General features: G+C 56.7%; 12 protein-coding genes. 4 read left to right on the forward strand and 8 right to left on the reverse strand.

The genetic code is table 11. The annotated features are described in order from the left end of the window. Positions 1-321: 321 nt before the first annotated feature. A complete protein-coding gene (locus IEV54_RS14465; protein ID WP_150279001.1) occupies positions 322-1,461 on the reverse strand; it encodes an acyl-CoA dehydrogenase family protein in 1,140 nt (379 codons plus the stop codon). Positions 1,462-1,626: 165 nt separating this feature from the next. On the opposite strand from IEV54_RS14465, the gene IEV54_RS14470 reads away from it, so the two are divergent. Next, positions 1,627-2,616, forward strand: coding sequence for an AraC family transcriptional regulator (locus IEV54_RS14470; RefSeq protein WP_150279000.1), 990 nt, complete (start codon positions 1,627-1,629; stop codon positions 2,614-2,616). A 65-nt stretch (positions 2,617-2,681) separates the two neighbouring features. Continuing rightward, on the forward strand, positions 2,682-3,569 hold the full coding sequence (locus IEV54_RS14475) for a LysR family transcriptional regulator (protein ID WP_150278999.1): 888 nt from the start codon (positions 2,682-2,684) through the stop codon (positions 3,567-3,569). 10 nt (positions 3,570-3,579) lie between these two features. Here IEV54_RS14475 and IEV54_RS14480 read toward each other — a convergent pair whose 3' ends face one another. Further along, complete coding sequence (locus tag IEV54_RS14480) at positions 3,580-3,909, reverse strand: hypothetical protein (protein ID WP_150278998.1); 330 nt, start codon at positions 3,907-3,909, stop codon at positions 3,580-3,582. Between the two features lie 190 nt (positions 3,910-4,099). On the opposite strand from IEV54_RS14480, the gene IEV54_RS14485 reads away from it, so the two are divergent. Both IEV54_RS14485 and IEV54_RS14490 read left to right on the forward strand, forming a co-directional pair. Further along, entirely contained in the window at positions 4,100-4,912 is an 813-nt protein-coding gene (locus IEV54_RS14485) for an alpha/beta fold hydrolase (RefSeq protein WP_150278997.1), read from the forward strand. A gap of 33 nt (positions 4,913-4,945) precedes the next feature. Then, complete coding sequence (locus IEV54_RS14490; RefSeq protein ID WP_150278996.1) at positions 4,946-5,512, forward strand: peptidylprolyl isomerase; 567 nt, start codon at positions 4,946-4,948, stop codon at positions 5,510-5,512. Between the two features lie 215 nt (positions 5,513-5,727). Here the strand turns inward: IEV54_RS14490 and IEV54_RS14495 are convergent, their stop codons facing one another. The 6 genes from IEV54_RS14495 to fadD1 form a co-directional block, all read right to left on the reverse strand. Beyond that, on the reverse strand, positions 5,728-6,852 hold the full coding sequence (locus IEV54_RS14495) for a GNAT family N-acetyltransferase (protein WP_150278995.1): 1,125 nt from the start codon (positions 6,850-6,852) through the stop codon (positions 5,728-5,730). A gap of 104 nt (positions 6,853-6,956) precedes the next feature. Further along, complete coding sequence (locus IEV54_RS14500; protein WP_150278994.1) at positions 6,957-7,661, reverse strand: DUF2057 family protein; 705 nt, start codon at positions 7,659-7,661, stop codon at positions 6,957-6,959. A 149-nt stretch (positions 7,662-7,810) separates the two neighbouring features. After that, positions 7,811-8,878 carry a porin gene (locus IEV54_RS14505; protein WP_150278993.1) on the reverse strand — a complete coding sequence of 356 codons (1,068 nt, stop codon included), beginning with the start codon at positions 8,876-8,878 and terminating at the stop codon, positions 7,811-7,813. A 337-nt stretch (positions 8,879-9,215) separates the two neighbouring features. Then, positions 9,216-10,337 carry a beta-ketoacyl-ACP synthase III gene (locus IEV54_RS14510; protein ID WP_150278992.1) on the reverse strand — a complete coding sequence of 374 codons (1,122 nt, stop codon included), beginning with the start codon at positions 10,335-10,337 and terminating at the stop codon, positions 9,216-9,218. A gap of 162 nt (positions 10,338-10,499) precedes the next feature. After that, entirely contained in the window at positions 10,500-14,393 is a 3,894-nt protein-coding gene (gene hrpA / locus IEV54_RS14515; protein ID WP_150278991.1) for an ATP-dependent RNA helicase HrpA, read from the reverse strand. A gap of 97 nt (positions 14,394-14,490) precedes the next feature. Next, positions 14,491-16,179, reverse strand: coding sequence for a long-chain-fatty-acid--CoA ligase FadD1 (gene fadD1 / locus IEV54_RS14520; RefSeq protein WP_150278990.1), 1,689 nt, complete (start codon positions 16,177-16,179; stop codon positions 14,491-14,493). Positions 16,180-16,351: the final 172 nt, after the last annotated feature.

Genomic DNA, 16,351 nt, shown 5'->3' on the forward strand with positions numbered 1-16,351 from the left:
GGGGACGAGTAATACGGCCAACATAGGTGTTACCTATGTGGCCGGTTTGTGGTGTTACCTATGTGACCGGCTCAACAACCTTGGTGCTGGTGCGCCCACCCATTCGTCCGGACCGACCCGACAATGGATCCCCGCCTTCGCGAGGATGACGTTTGAAGATATCGCGGAGTAGCGCCTTCTGACGCCACGCTTTGCGCATACCCGTCATACCCTTCATTCCCGCGTACCAACCCGTCATTGCTGTCCCCACACCCCCGTCATTCCCGTCACCCCCGTCATTCCCGCGAAGGCGGGAATCCATTTTGACTTTCGCTTTCCCGCCTACAGCTTCAACCCCCGGCTGATAATCTCCTTCATGATCTCGGAGGTGCCGGCAAAGATTCGTTGGATCCGTGCATTGGCATACATCCGGCAAATCGGGTATTCCCACATATAACCCGCTCCGCCATGCAACTGCACGCCCTCGTCCACCGCCTTGCCCAGCAGCTCAGTGGTAAACAGTTTGGCTTCAGCGGCAATCTCGGCAGTCAGCTTTTTCTGGTTGTGGTCCATGACACAGCGGTCGACAAAGCACTGCGCTACATCGATCTGGGTACGCAGCTCTGCGAGCTTGAAGCGGGTATTCTGGAACTCGGCTATGGGCTTGCCGAAGGCTTTACGTTCGGTGACGTACTCAAGCGTAGCGCGGAAGGCGGCTTCGGCGCCTGCTACCGCGCCACAGGCGTTGGTCAGGCGTTCCTGGGCAAGCATCTGCATCAGGTAGATGAAGCCTGCCTTGCCGTCGCCCAGGAGGTTGGCCTTGGGGATCTTGACGTCGTTGAAGAACAGCTCGGCGGTGTCCTGGCTATGCATGCCCATTTTCTTCAGCTTGCGGCCTCGCTCAAAACCGGGCATGCCACGCTCGACCAGGAATAGCCCCATCGCATGTTTATTGGACGGGTCAGTCTTGGCGGCCACAATGATCAGGTCGCCCAAGATACCGTTGGAGATATAGGTCTTGGAGCCGTTGAGCACGTAATGGTCAGCCTGCTCTACTGCCGTGGTGCGCATGCCCGCCAGATCGGAACCCGCACCAGGCTCGGTCATGGCGACAGCGAGGATGCACTCGCCGCGAATAATTGCAGGGAGGAAGCGTTGCTTCTGTTCCTCATTGCCGTATTCGGTAATGTAGGGACCGCAAAGAGCCGAATGCAGCGGCAGCATGAAACCGGGCTCGTTGATGTAGGCAAGCTCCTCGCTCATGATCTGTTCGTACCGAAAGTCCTTGAGACCTGACCCGCCATATTCTTCATCCGCCCAGGGCAACAGAAAACCCATCGCCCCAGCCTTTTCCCACACCTGCCGATCAACCATCCCGGCCTCTTCCCAGGCTTCCTGATTGGGCACGACCTCTTTCTGCAAGAAGGTGCGGAAGGATTCGCGAAACATGTTGTGTTCGGTATCGAAATGGGTGCGCTGCATGGCGGAGCTCCTGTTTATTGTCAATTCAGACTAGCCTCCTGAAGAGCCGCGCTCAATGACTCCAGCGCTCATCGCGATTGACCATTTTGCCCGCCTGTATTCGGTTGCGGGTCGACTAGCGGTGTGGCTAACTCGACAGCAGCCTTCAGGAGAACCCCGCAGCAGATGAACAACAGGTCAGTCGCCATCCATTTTGTCCGCGCCGCGCTGTACGGTGCCGAGCGTCATGGGCACGACAGCAGGACTCTCATGAGTGCGGCCGGGATCAATCCGGATCTTCTCGAACAGCCACGTATGCGGGTGGATGCTGACCAGTATGCTCACTTGATCAAACTGTTGTGGGAGACCCTTGAGGATGAGCTGATGGGGTTCGGGCCCGTGCGCAGCCGCCCTGGTACCTTTGCGATGATGTGCCATGCGCTGATTTATTGTGGCACCTTGGAACGTGCACTTCAGCGCGGCATGCTGTTTTACAGCCTTTTTGCCGACAACCCCAGCATCAGCATGCGCACGGAGGAAGATCTGGTCTGGCTGGAGATCGATACCAGCATGATGGATGACCCTGACCACTTTCTGACCGAGTCCCTGCTGGTTATCTGGCACCGACTGGCCAGTTGGTTGATCGGCAAGCGTATCCCCCTGGAGCGAGCAACATTCGCCTACTCGATCCCCGGGCAGCATAAGGAGTACCAGTTGATCTTCGGCTGCAAGCTGCATTTTGGCCAGCCTGCAACGGCCCTGGCCATTCCGCACAGCTACCTGCAGGAGCCACTGATTCAGGATGCCCGAACGCTCAAGCGCTTTCTCGAGCAATCACCGTCGGACCTGCTGTCACGCAGGGACTTTGGCAACAGCCTGTCCGGGCGTATCCGTCAGGTGATTGGTCGCAACGTGGGTGTGGAAATGCCGGACATGGAGTCGATCGCCAGCCAGTTGAATATGAGCCCGCCCACACTCAGGCGGCATCTTCGCGACGAAGGCACCTCCTATCAGGAACTGAAAGATCATCTGCGAAGGGATATAGCGATATATCACCTGTCCCGTCAGGATATGACCATTCAGGATCTGGCAGTGCTACTGGGCTTCTCCGAGCCCTCGGCATTTCACCGCGCCTTCAAGAAATGGACCGGCCTGACGCCGGGTGAATACCGCTAGTCTCTCGCCAGCAGCTGCCATCCGCCTCATAATCCCCTTATCCAGGAAATTGCCAAGGCCATAGCATGAAAGCTCCACGCGTTACCCTTGAACAATGGCGCACCCTGCAGGCTGTGGTTGATAGCGGCGGGTTCGCACAGGCTGCAGAGGTATTGCATCGCTCACAGTCCTCGGTGAGCTATACCATCGCCCGTATGCAGGAGCAGCTGGGCGTTCCCCTGCTGGAAATCATCGGTCGCAAGGCCACGCTTACAGAGGCTGGTGAAGTGCTGCTGCGCCGTTCACGCAATCTGATTCAGCAGGCAAGTCAGCTGGAGCGTCTGGCCTTCAATATGGATCAGGGCTGGGAACCGGAAGTTCGGCTGGTGGTGGATGCGGCCTACCCCACCAGCCGCCTGGCGAATGCACTGCAAGCCTTCATGCCCCTCAGCCAGGGCTGCCGGGTGCAATTGCGCGAAGAAGTACTTTCGGGCGTTGAAGATTGCCTACTCGATGGTTCTGCTGATCTGGCTATTTCAGGCATGAGCATTGCCGGCTACCTGCCCCATCAGATCAACGCCGTCGATTTTGTTGCCGTGGCCAATCCGGACCACGCCTTGCATCAGCTGAATCGTGAACTCACCCACGAGGATCTGCAAACCCAGCTTCAGGTAGTCATTCGCGACTCTGGACACCACCCAGTTGATGCAGGCTGGCTTGGCGCAGAACAAAGGTGGACGGTCGCGAGCCTGGGTACCGCTGCAACCCTGGTTGCCAGCGGCCTGGGGTTCGCCTGGTTACCCGAGCACGAAATCACCCTGGAGCTGCAGCAGGGTCGGCTGGCTCTTCTGCGCTTGCAACAGGGTGCCAGGCGCTCGCACTTTCTCTATCTTTATGCCAACAAGGACAAGCCCCTTGGCCCCGCCACCCAGATCCTGGCCGATCTGTTGGTCGAGCATTCGATGGCGGATTGACCAAAGGTGGTCAGGCTTCGTTACATTCTATGCCCACGCGAACGCGGATGATGTCGCGCTGAAAGGCTTGGGTCAGTACCGTTTTTTCCCCAGGGGCCAGTCTGACGCGCAGAGGTGACGGCTTCTCGGGACCGTTGACGAAGGTGGCTACACAAAAAATCTGACGTCGGTCCAGGTTCTCCAGCGTCACCGTAGCCACATTGCCTATATTGCCGGTGCTGGAGGTATTCAGATCAAGGCCCGGGGCTTTGAGATCGACATCCACGGGAAACCCCAGCGGCTGTTGAGCCAGCAAAGGCATCGAAATAGCCAACAAACCGACAAGAAGTAACTGTTTCATGGTAAATCTCCTTACAGAATTCCGGCTAACCGGTTACCTTTTGGACTCTGCCTGAGTAAAAAGTTCGGCACAGGCTGTCTACAACAGCACAACCGCTACGGACGATGACAAACCGATACTGGCAAGGCATCGTCATATTCTTATACCCAAAACCCGCTTTAACCAAGGGGTTCCATCAAGGAAAGGACTCATGGCCTACCTGCAACTCAATGGCTGCAATCTGCACTATACCGACCAGGGCGAAGGTGATCCGGTTTTACTCGTTCACGGACTGGGCTCCAGTGGTCGCGACTGGGAGCACCAGATACCCGCGCTGCTGCCGCAATACCGGGTGTTGACTCTGGATATGCGTGGCCACGGTAAAAGTGACAAGCCGGCCGGAGGCTATAGCGTCAAGGCCTTTGCTGCGGATTGTCTGGCGTTCATCAACCATATGCAATTAGTCAAACCACATATAGTGGGTATCTCCATGGGCGGCATGATCGCCTTTCAACTGGCTACCGACCACCCCGAGGTGCCCGCCAGTCTGACCATTGTCAACAGCGGTCCCGAGTTGATACCCAGGCGTCCAAAAGAGTATCTGATGGTTGCCCAACGGCTGTTCTTTGCTCACATTCTGCCATTGAGCGCTGTAGCCAAGGGGCTGGCCAAGACCCTGTTTCCCAAACCCGAGCAACAGGACATTCGCGAGACCTTTGAAGGTCGCTGGATGGAAAACGACCGTCGAGCCTATCTGGCCTCATTGCGCGCCCTGGTTGGCTGGGGAGTGACCGAGCGACTGGATCGGATCAATTGTCCAGTGCTGGTGATTGCTGCTGATCAGGATTACACACCGGTTGAAAGAAAACGGGAATATGTCAGCCACCTGGGCGACGCTCACCTTGAGGTTATCGAGGATTCCCGTCACGGCACGCCTATTGATCAGGCCGAGAAATTCAACGCTCTGCTACTGGACTTTTTGGCCCAGTCGGGTTCTTCTTCCCCTGCCGGAAACAACGGCTGAGCGACACGATTTTTATCTTCACGGAGACCAACCATGTTCAAACGCCTTATCGCCACATGCACCTTACTGTTGGCAGCGGCCCCTGCCCTGGCGGAAAATCCTCAGGTACTGCTAAAAACCAGCCATGGCGATATCAAAATGGAACTCAACGCTGAAGCTGCGCCTGTCAGTGTGGAGAACTTTCTACGCTATGCAGATGCAGGTCATTATGACGGACTGATTTTCCACCGCGTAATCCCCGGGTTCATGATCCAGGGCGGCGGCTTTACCCCTGACATGAACCAGCGAGCGGTTGGCAAGTCGATCAAGAACGAAGCGGACAACGGGCTGCGCAACGACCGATATACCGTCGCCATGGCGCGCACTCAGGTAGTTGACAGTGCCACCAGCCAATTCTTTATCAACTTGGGCAATAATGATTTCCTGAATCACGGCGGTCGTGACTTCGGTTATGCCGTATTTGCTGAAGTCATTGATGGCCAGCACGTGGTTGAGACTATTGCCAAGGTGCCTACTGCTACCACGCGTGGCCACCAGAACGTACCCACCAATCCGGTCACGATCCAGAGCGTTGAGCGGGTCGAAGCGGCGGCTGAATAACGTCTCGGCGGGGCAGATTTCCTTGGAAACTAGAGTTGTGGGGCACTAAAGCCCCCGCTCGATAAAAACTCCTCGGCCACGCACGCGTTCAAACTGGAATATCGGAGCTGGCTGACAGCATTGTACGAGCAGGAGCTCGAACCTCCCGGGGGCGCCGAGCCTCTACGAGACTCCGAGCTCCGGGACCGTCGAGCTCCCGCTCGATGAAGCCGGCTCTACTCGGTCTGGCGGTACGGCAGATATTGCTGGGCATCCAACTGGTAGGCCTTCACTCCCTCGCGCTCACCCACCAGAAAATCTGCCACGGCGTCGTGCAAAGGCTCCTGCAGTTTGTGCCAGGACTGGGTTAGTACCGGTTCGAAGCCACGGATCAACTTGTGCTCGCCCTGGGCACCCGCGTCAAAGCGCTTCAAGCCTTCGGCAATACAACGCTCCATACCCTGGTAGAAACAGGTTTCGAAATGCAGCCGATCATATTCTTCCAGGCAGCCCCAGTAACGGCCATAGAGCGAGTCCTGATCGGCCAGAAAAAAGGCGCCGGCCACATCTCGGCCCTCCTGACGTGCAAACACCAGGCGAATGGACTCGGGCATCGACTCACCCAGCATCTGGAAGAATTCGGGGGTAAGGTACGGATGTTGCCCGCGCTTGAGATAGGTTGCAGCATAAAATGGATAAAACTGGTCCCACACCGTCGATGTCAGCTCGGCGCCAGCCAGCCAGTGAAAACTGATGCCCTGTTCGGTAACCGCCAGCCGCTCCTTGCGAAAATTCTTGCGCTTGCGGGAGTTACAGGCACCCAGAAAATCATCAAAGCCTGCATAACCACGGTTGAACCAGTGAAACTGGCACCCCAGTCGCTGGACCCACCCAGCGGCCTCGAGAGCATCATTTCCGTCATCTTGATTGAACAGCAGGTGCATGCCGGAGAGCCCGGCCTGACTCAGCTCCTGATCCAGGAATTCCAGAATCAGCGCTCGGCTCTGCGAGCAGCGGGCGAGTAGCCGAGGGCCCTGCACAGGAGAGAACGGCACTGCGGCAAGATATTTGGGATAGTAATCGCGACCACTGCGCTCCCATGCCTGGGCCCACTGAAAGTCGAATACGTATTCGCCGTAGGAGTGCATCTTGCGATACAGCGGTAATGCCGCCTGTAGCTGATCAGCCTCGTCGAAGACAACCAGGTGTGCCGGCTCCCAGCCCCGTTCAGCACACACCGAACCACTATCCTCCAAGGCAGCAAGGAAACCGTGGCGCAGGAAGGGATAATCACAATCAAGCAGGCCGTCCCATTGGTTACCGGGAATATCCTGTATGCGTACAAGCTGACGTATTTTCATTTAGATAGCATGCCACAGCGCACCAGCAAATCGCAGCTTCCGAACTCTCTGATGCGTAACAAAAAAGCCCGGCTGGAAGCCGGGCTGGAGCACCACTAGAAAACTTACTGCTGCGCCCACTCGAGAAACGCGTCTCTACTCTCTGGACCGAGGAGCAACCAAAGTTGCTGCAAGGTAGTCAGGGTGGCGTCGTTATGCGGAAGTGTTTTTGCTGCAGTCGCCTGTGACGAAGCTACTGGTGCGACTGGCGCCGCTGCCGGGGCCTGATTGGCAGCACCCAGGGGTTTGACTTCAGTATCGTAGGTTGGGGCACTTCCGCCACCCATCAATTGACCTACCAGAGAAACGTAAGCCGGACCAGGCTCAGTGGCATATCTCTCACCCGTAGCTTTATTCAGCGACCAACCGGCGAAATCGTCTTTCATGGCTTCCGCCTCTTTCAGGTTCATCGGCGCGTCGAAGTCCAGCCGCCATACTTCACCAGCCTTGCCATTGATCGTGTAGGTGGCACTGCGCGTACGAACGACTTCGCTGCTCAGTCCGCCATTAATATCGTATACGTTTTCGTAGTAGGCATTGATTCGATACTCGCCTGGTTGCAGCTCGAGCTTGCGGTCCTGATTACCGCTCATACGGTTGGCTTCAGGTACAGGGTTACCGTTGATGTTTAGCACTTCCAGTGTATAAGGCATTTCAACTACAAGGATCTGGCCAGTCGGCTGCTCGGCGCCGGAATAGAGTTTGACCGGCTCACGCTGTGCACAGGCGGCAAGCATACAGGCAACAGCGATTACGAACAGATTGCGCATGACAACTCCTTGATAGGTATGAATATTCGATAGATCGGAAAATCTTCCGCAGTGCGGATATAGCAATAATAAGACGGAAAGATGTCACTAATATGACAAAAGGGTTATGCCAGAGGCATAACCCTTTTTGGTAAAGCTCTGGAAGCTGATCAGAAGTCGTAACGCAGACCTAATGTCAGACCAGTTGCATCTTCACCAGCTGCACCAGCTGGATCAGCAGTACGTGCCTGACCCCAAGGCGTGCGAGAAGCGTTGTCATCGTTTGAAGTCATGGCGTAGTTGGCATAGACGCGAACAGCCTTGTCCAGCTTGTGCTCAACGCCTACTACCCAAAGGGTGCTGTCAAACTCGTCAGCATCGGCCTCACGGGTCAGCCACATGCCCTTGATGGCGGTTGCTGAAGCTACTTTGAACTCAGCGCCCAAACCAAAGGTATCGGAAGTCAACTGATCACGTACTGCCTGAGTAACGTTGTCGTTTTCGTAATCAACAGTCTGGTAGAACGCCACGCCCTTGATGGCGTCGGTAATCTTGTAAGCACCAGCAAAGCGTACACCGTTACGCTCGCCACGGCCGGTATCTTCATCAGCAGTCTCGTATGCCAAAGAAGCTTCGGCAGCCGAACCTTCATAGTTCAACGACATGCTCAGAGTGTTGGTATCAACGTCCTGGCCTGCAACATCGGTCTCGTGCAGGGAGTAGCCCAGCTTGCCGAAGAAGCCGCTCATGTCAGGAGTGGTGTATTCGATGGTGTTGTCATAACGCTCGTCAAAGCGGGCGTTACCAACGCGAGTCAGGTTACGCATGTCACCGACCTGGTCACCGAACAGGTTGGCCGGACCACGTGCTGCCTTAAAGGGGCTATCGAAACGGCCTGCACGAACGCTACCGAAGTTACCGCCCAGACCAACGAAGGTATCGCGTGTGGCCAGAGTTTCACCGTTGTCGGTGCCGAAATCGATTTGCTGTTCGATCTGGAAGAAAGCTTTCAGGTTCGGGTTGATTTCGTGGTCACCCTTGAAGCCCAGGCGAGAGGAGTTGCTTGACAGGTTTACCTCGGAATAGTCATCAAATACTCCTGGGGCAGTCTCAACATTATCAACAGATAGATGATCAACAGAAATGTGTGCACGACCGTAAACGCTCACATCAGCCATAGCCATTACCGGCATGGCCGCAGCGGCCCCAATAACAATCGCAAGCAGCTTCTTATTCATCAGTACTCTCCTAGGTATTTTAAACGCCAGCTTATGGTGACGTGCCGTCGTTGTTTCGACTGGGGAGATTATGGAAATCCCATATGACAAAACGGTTACAGACCGATGAAGTTTTGAATGTGCGGGAACTTTTCGACGCAATCGATGTATGCGCTACAAGCAGTGGATTTGCAAAAAAAAACCCCGCCTGGGATGGCGAGGTTCAAGGAGCAGTACCTGGATAACAAGCCGCGTAGCCAACGCTTGACCTGTGTCACCAAGATATAGTGTGCTTGTCAGGTGTCAACTGGATGTCAGCATGATGACAATCTGGTGACAGAGGACGATCGTGCAGTGCTCAGTGCTTACGCACTATGACGCTGCCAATGGAGTAACCGGCCCCGAATGAACAGATAACACCCAGGGTGCCACTGGGCAGATCGTCCTGGTATTTGTGGAACGCAATAATTGAGCCGGCCGAACTGGTGTTGGCGTACTCATCGAGTACCACGGGGGCCTCATGTGCCTCCGGATCGCGGCCAAGCAACTTGCGGGCGATCAGCATGTTCATGTTGAGGTTGGCCTGGTGCAACCAGAAGCGTTTGATATCGCTGACGGGCAGCGAGAACTCTTGCAGGTGCTCACCAATCAGCTCGGCGACCATCGGACATACATCCTTGAACACCTTGCGGCCCTGCTGAACGAAAAGCTTGTCGGGCGCGCCCACCCCACTATCGTCGGCGCGGTTGAGAAAACCAAAGTTATTGCGAATATTGTTGGAGTATTTGGTCAGCAGCTTGGTCCCGATAATATCGAACTGGTTGTCCGATACCGCATCTTCAGCACGCTCGACCACAACTGCTGTGCAGGCATCACCGAAAATGAAATGGCTGTCACGGTCACAGAAATTCATATGACCGGTGCAGATCTCCGGATTGACCATCAAAATTGCGCGGGCCTGGCCTAGCTGGACCGAGTTGGCTGCGGCCTGGATCCCGAAGGTCGCTGAAGAGCAGGCCACGTTCATATCAAAACCGAAGCCTTCAATACCCAAAGCCTCCTGGACTTCGATTGCTACAGCTGGATAGGCGCGTTGCAGATTGGAGCAGGCAACGATGACGCCGTCGATGTCTGCAGCCGTTCGGCCGGCTTTCTCAAGGGCCTGGGTACCGGCCTTGATGGCCATTTCACAGAGGATCGACCACTCGTCGTTGCTACGCTCCGGGATATCCGGCTTCATGCGGTTGATATCGATGATACCGCTCTTGTTCATCACGTAGCGGCTCTTGATACCGGACGCCTTTTCGATGAACTCGGTACTCGAGGGAGTCAGCGCGGCCACTTGGCCGGCGGCGATTGCGTCGGCATTGTCACTGTTGAACTTCTCGACATAGGCGTTGAAACTTTCTACCAGCTCTTCATTGCTGATGCTGTTAGGTGGGGTGTACAGGCCTGTTCCACTGATCACGACTCTTTGCACGGTCGGTCCTCTTTAATGTTTTGGGTAACGCATTACCGGGCAGGTGGTAATACCCTGGCCTGACTTCAGGCCGTACGCTAAAAATGGCTCAAAGACGAAGCATAATGCATACAGACGTTCAGTTCACTCCATTGGTCACCAATGACCGACGCTACACAACGATCAGGCGGGGATCTCCTGCCATAATTTGGACAATCGCTTGGCCGATACGGGCATGCGCGTACCCAGTTGTTGAGCGAACAGAGAAACGCGATATTCCTCGAGCATCCAACGCCAGGTGAGCAGAGCATCATCCAGGCGCCCTTCCTGGCGGTGCTTGAGCTCCCGGGCCTGATGCCTTGCCACTAGCTCTTGCAGTTCTTCGGTCCAGACCCGGTCACGTTGCACCTGGCCCGGAAGCTTGTCGAGTCGCTGTTCGATCGCCTGGAGGTACCGGGGATACTGCATCAACCATTCTGCCGGCACGTCCCGTATAAAGCCCTTGAAGAACAGCGCGGCCAGTTGCGCACGAATATCGTTAAGCGCAATCGCATGGGCCAGATCGATCTTGCCCTTGAGGCGTTTTTGCAAAGAGTGCCAGCCCTTGAGTATCGCCAGGGTTTCCGCTGCCAGCTTCTCGGCCGCCGCCACCCATTCTCCACGCCCCTGCTCCAGGCTTGATGCCAGCGCCGCCGGATCGCGCGGCAGGGGCTGATCCGGGGGCAGAAACACACGATCCACCGCCGCTAACAACACATCGTCAGTCAGCTGTTGCTGGCTGCCTAGCTCTCGGTAGTAGATAGCAGCATCCTTCAGGGCCGAACATTTCTGCCGCAGGAAGCGAGCCTGCTCGTTCAACTCGGCCAGCAGAAGGCGTTGCACGCCACGACGGTGCGCCTGCAATGCCTGATTCCGGGTATCAAACAATTGCTCCTGAACCTGATCCCCCTCCTCAACCCAGGCTGGCCAGAAGGTCACTTCTATGCCGGCCTGGTTACGCACCAGGCTCTCGGGTAAAGCGTAGCTGCCGGCTACCTGGGTTTGCTGCTGCGGGCGACTGGCAGGGGTGGGCATTGGCCTATCCTGCACCTGCCCGGCCAACTGGCTGCAAAGCGCGCTGTAATCACGCCCCTCGGCAATCACTTTCCCTTCGGCGTCGACCACTTCGATATTGGTCAACAGGTGCGGCTCAAGCTCGATATCTGCCCAGGCCTGCTCATCTATCCGCGTACCAGTCATCCGGGTCAGCTCGCGCCCCAGGGCCTGGGTCAGATTCCCCTGAGCAAAGGGCATGCGCTCCATCGCAGCCCTGACAAAATCCGGAACCGGTACAAAATTGCGCCTGAGGGCTTTAGGCAAGCCACGTACCAATGCCACGCACTTGTCGAATAAAAGACCAGGCACCAGCCAATCAAGACGCTCCGCTGGCATCTGTCGCAACAAGGGTGCCGGTACGCGCATGGTCACACCGTCACGGGGATGGCCGGGCTCGAAATGGTAGCTCAGCGGCAGCGCGACCTGCTGCCAGCGCCAGGCATCGGGGTACTGCTCGGCAGTCACCTCACCGGCATCACGTTGCAGCAATTCCTCCCGGGTCATGTGCAGTAGTCGGGGGTTTTCTCGCTGGCCGGTTTTTATCCAGCGTTCAAAGCTGGCCAACTGGTAAATTTGCTCGGGCAAATGACGATCAAAGTAGGCATACAGGGTTTCGTCATCGACCAGAATGTCCCGCCGGCGTGCCTTGGCTTCAAGCTCATCAAGTTCGGCGAGCAATTGTTGGTTGGCTTTGTTGAACGCCGCGCGGCCATGCCATTCTCCGAGCACCAGGGCCTGACGGATGAATATCTCCCGGGAGGCTACCGGATCGATGGGGCCGTAATGCACCTTGCGGTGCGGCACTATAATCAAGCCGTACAAGGTCACCTGTTCGTAAGCAACCACCTGCCCACGCTTTTTCTCCCAGTGCGGTTCACTGTAACTGGTCTTGACCAGATGCCCGGCAAGCGGTTCGACCCATAGGGGATCGATCTTTGCCGCCAGTCGTCCATACAGACGACGGGTCTCGGTAAGTTCGGCGACCATAACCCACGGCGGCCGTTTTTTGGCCAGGGCCGATGATGGGTGCAGCATGAATCGACGCTGGCGCGCCCCCAGGTAATCACCCTCTTCAGTCTTGTTGCCCAACTGGCTGAGCAAACCGGCCAGCAAGGCCTTGTGTACCGCCTCGTCCCCAGCCGGCTGACTGTTGCGCTCCAGCTTCAGATCACGGCAAGTTAATACCAGTTGGCGGTGTGTTTCGCGCCATTCGCGCAGGCGCAGAAAATTCAGGAAGTTGCGCCGGCACCAGCTACGCAACTGGCCCTGGGTGAGCGCCTGGCGCTGTTCTTCAAAACCGCGCCACAGGTTTATAAAGGCGACGAAATCCGAGGTCTCTTCACGCCATTGAACATGCGCCTGGTCTGCTGCCTGCTGTCGTTCCAGGGGGCGTTCCCGAGGGTCTTGCACGGTCAAGCCGCTAGCAATGATAAGGACTTCTTCCAGACTGCCGGTGCGGCTCGCTTCCAGCAACATTCGGCCAATCCGAGGGTCCACGGGCAACCGGGCGAGCTGGCGACCGTCATCGGTAATGACACCTTCCCGATCAACCGCACCAAGCTCCTGCAACAGGGTAAAGCCGTCGCTGATCGCCCGACCTTCGGGCGGCTCGATGAAGGGAAAATCTTCAATGCGCCCAAGCCGCAGATGCAGCATCTGCAGGATCACTGCGGCCAGGTTGGTACGCAGTATCTCCGGATCGGTAAATTCCGGACGGGTATTGAAATCCTCCTCGGCATACAACCGCACGCAAATACCCGGCGCGACCCGGCCACAGCGGCCCTTGCGCTGGTTGGCACTGGCCTGCGACACCGCCTCCACTGGCAAACGCTGCACCTTGGAGCGCGGGCTGTAACGACTAATGCGCGCTTCGCCCGGATCAATCACATAGACAATGCCCGGCACCGTGAGCGAGGTTTCCGCCACGTTGGTGGCCAGCACCACGCGTCTGCCCGCATGGGAGGCAAAGATCTTCTGCTGCTCGGCAACCGACAGGCGCGCATATAACGGCAGGATCTCGGTATGGCGCATATTGGCCTTGCGCAAGAACTCGGCCGTATCGCGAATCTCCCGCTCGCCCGGTAAAAACACCAGGGCATCACCCGGCGGCTGACCATTGGCACGCTCATGCTGCTCCAGCTCCTGCAGCGCGGCCACAATGCCCTGGTCGATGCTCAGGTCCTCTTCAACCTGATTACCCTCCTCGTCCATTTCAGCAGTCAAAGGGCGATACCAGACGTCCACCGGATAGGTACGGCCTGACACTTCGATGACCGGGGCATTGTCAAAATGAGCGGAAAAGCGCTCCAGATCGATAGTGGCCGAAGTGATGATTACCTTCAGATCAGGGCGCTTGGGCAGGATGCTCTTCAGGTAGCCAAGAAGGAAGTCGATATTCAGACTGCGCTCGTGTGCTTCATCAATGATCAGCGTGTCATAGCGCTGCAGGAAGCGGTCGTTCTGGGTCTCGGCCAGCAGGATGCCATCGGTCATCAGTTTGATCAGAGTGGTATCGGAGCTCTGGTCGGTAAAACGCACCTGGAAACCGACCAGCTCGCCCAGGGGCGTGCCTATCTCTTCGGCGACCCGGCTGGCAACACTGCGCGCCGCCAGACGACGCGGCTGGGTATGGCCTATGAGGCCGCGAGTGCCCCGGCCCAGCTCCAGACAGATCTTGGGGATCTGGGTGGTCTTGCCAGAGCCGGTTTCACCGGCAACGATGACCACCTGATGGGCTTCGATGGCCTCGCGTATCTGTTCGCGACGCTCGGCAATCGGCAACTGGTCGTCGAACCGCATCCTTGGGATGCTGTTCCGACGGGCTTCCACGCGCGCACAGGAGCGCTGGAATTGTTCCAGCCACCTGGCCTCACGCTGGGGGTCGGATTGCTTGGCCAGTTGCTGCAACTGGCGCTGCATACGGTGGCGATCGGCAGCCATGGTCTGGTCGAGATTGGCCGTCAGCGCGGTTAAATCGGTCATCGTCGGAATCTGTACCTGCCTGATAAAAAAAGCCCCGCCAGGGCATGACTCTGGCGGGGCCCTGTTGCTGCGGCAAGAACCGCAGCGCTAGTGCATTCTACTGGTTGGCGGCCTTCTTCAGTTCCTCGTCGCGCAATTCGCGACGCAGAATCTTGCCAACATTGGTGGTCGGTAGCGCGTCGCGGAACTCGACATACTTGGGCACCTTGTACGCTGTCAGGCTATCACGCATTTGCGCTTTCACTTGATCCTCGGTCAGCTCGGCGCCTGGCGCCTTGACCAGGAACACCTTGATCGCTTCACCCGACTTCTCATCCGGCACACCTACCGCGGCACACTGGGCTACACCGGGAATAGCGGCCATCACATCTTCCAGCTCATTGGGATACACGTTGAAGCCCGAGACCAGGATCATATCCTTTTTGCGGTCGACAATGCGCAGGTACCCATCTTCCTGAATAATCGCGATGTCACCTGTCTTCAGCCAGCCCTCGGCATCGAGCATTTCATCAGTGGCTTCCTGACGCTGCCAGTAGCCTTTCATTACTTGCGGACCCTTGACGCACAGCTCGCCACGCTCACCTAGTGCCACTTCGTGCCCGTCATCATCGATGATCTTGCACAGGGTCGAAGGAACCGGAATGCCGATGGTACCCAGCTGGATATTGTCGATCGGGTTCACGGTAGCCAGCGGGCTGGTTTCAGTCATACCGTAACCTTCACATACAGCGCAGCCGGTGATCTTCTTCCAGCGTTCGGCAGTGGCCTGTTGCAATGCCATGCCGCCGGACAATGTGACCTTGAAATGGCTGAAGTCGAGATTACGGAAGGCCTCATCATTGCACAGGGCGACAAATAGCGTATTCAGGCCGACAAAACCGGAGAAGGGTACTTTTGACAACTCTTTCACAAACGCCGGAATGTCTCGCGGATTGGTGATCAGGATATTGTGGTTACCGCTGATCATCATCGCCATGCAATGAAAGGTGAAGGCGTAGATGTGATACAGGGGCAGCGGACAGATGATGGTCTCTTCGCCGTCCTTGATCGTAGAGCCCATCATGGCCTTGGCCTGGAGCATATTGGCGACCAGGTTGTGGTGAGTCAGCATCGCGCCCTTGGCCACGCCTGTGGTGCCCCCGGTGTATTGCAGCACGGCAATATCCTGAGCTCCGGGTGTCGCCTCCTGGAAGGTCTGATTCTTGCCTTTGGCCAGTGCGTCGTTGAATTTGATTGCCCCGGGAATGTTGTAGGACGGCACCATCTTCTTGACGTGCTTGACGACAGTGTTGACCAACAGGCGCTTGAGCGGCGGCAGCATGTCGCCCACTTCAGTGATGATGACCTGCTTGACCCCGGTTTTGGGTACGACCTGCTCTGCCAGATGCGCCATGTTGGCCAGACAGACCAGCAGCTTGGCGCCTGAGTCATTGAACTGGTGTTCCATCTCGCGTGGGGTGTAGAGCGGATTGGTGTTAACCACGACAAAACCTGCGCGCATCGCACCGAATACTGCTACGGGGTACTGCAGGACGTTGGGCATCTGAATGGCGATCCGGTCACCGGGCTGCAAGCCACTGTTTTTCTGCAAATACGCTGCAAACTGACCCGAAAGCGTATAAAGCTCCCCGTAGGTGATGGTCTTGCCGAGATTACTGAAGGCAGGCTTGTCGGCGAAACGCTGACAGGAGTGTTTGAGAACATCGAGAATGTTGGCGTATTGATCCGGATTAATCTCGGTGGGGATACCAGCGGGATATTTGTCTTTCCAGAAATTCTCAAGCATGGATGCCTGCTCCTGAGCGTATTCGTCGGGGCGTACCGGCCCAGAAGGCGGCGGTCGCATTTGTTTTATTCGTGACTGTAACGGCTTTTTTGGTCGAAAAGCCGCCGAAGACTAGCAGTTTTTACCTGCTCAGACCAGCATCCTGAAGCACTGGGATAACCGAGTCGAACAT

It is taken from the genome of Halopseudomonas salina (genome assembly GCF_014637955.1).
GTDB classification, from domain to species: domain Bacteria; phylum Pseudomonadota; class Gammaproteobacteria; order Pseudomonadales; family Pseudomonadaceae; genus Halopseudomonas; species Halopseudomonas salina.